Origin of the sequence: Halalkalibacter akibai JCM 9157 (assembly GCF_000513135.1) — a bacterium.
GTDB classification, from domain to species: domain Bacteria; phylum Bacillota; class Bacilli; order Bacillales; family Bacillaceae_D; genus Halalkalibacter; species Halalkalibacter akibai.
Window position 1 is genome coordinate 1 of record NZ_BAUV01000142.1, and the last position, 536, is coordinate 536.

The 536-nt window shown below is 52.6% G+C and carries 1 rRNA gene; it reads left to right on the plus strand.

Annotated elements, in window-relative coordinates:
- Positions 1–536: ribosomal RNA gene (locus JCM9157_RS23115) — 23S ribosomal RNA — on the plus strand; the annotation flags it as partial.

Consider the following 536-nt stretch of genomic DNA (forward strand, 5'->3'; position numbering starts at 1 on the left):
GGTTAAGTTAGAAAGGGCGCACGGTGGATGCCTTGGCACTAGGAGCCTAAGAAGGACGCGACGAACGGCGAAACGCTTCGGGGAGCTGTAAGTAAGCTTTGATCCGAAGATATCCGAATGGGGGAACCCACCATCCGTAATGGGATGGTACCCGTATCTGAATACATAGGATACGAGGAGGCAGACCTGGGGAACTGAAACATCTAAGTACCCAGAGGAAGAGAAAGCAAATGCGATTTCCTGAGTAGCGGCGAGCGAAACGGAAACAGCCCAAACCAAGAGGCTTGCCTCTTGGGGTTGTAGGACGTCTCATATGGAGTAAGAAAAGACGAGTATAGGTGAAGCGATCTGGAAAGATCCGCGAAACAAGGTAACAGCCCTGTAACCGAAATACTCGTCTCTCCGAGACGGATCCTGAGTACGGCGGGACACGTGAAACCCCGTCGGAATCCGGGAGGACCATCTCCCAAGGCTAAATACTCCCTAGTGACCGATAGTGAACCAGTACCGTGAGGGAAAGGTGAAAAGCACCCCGG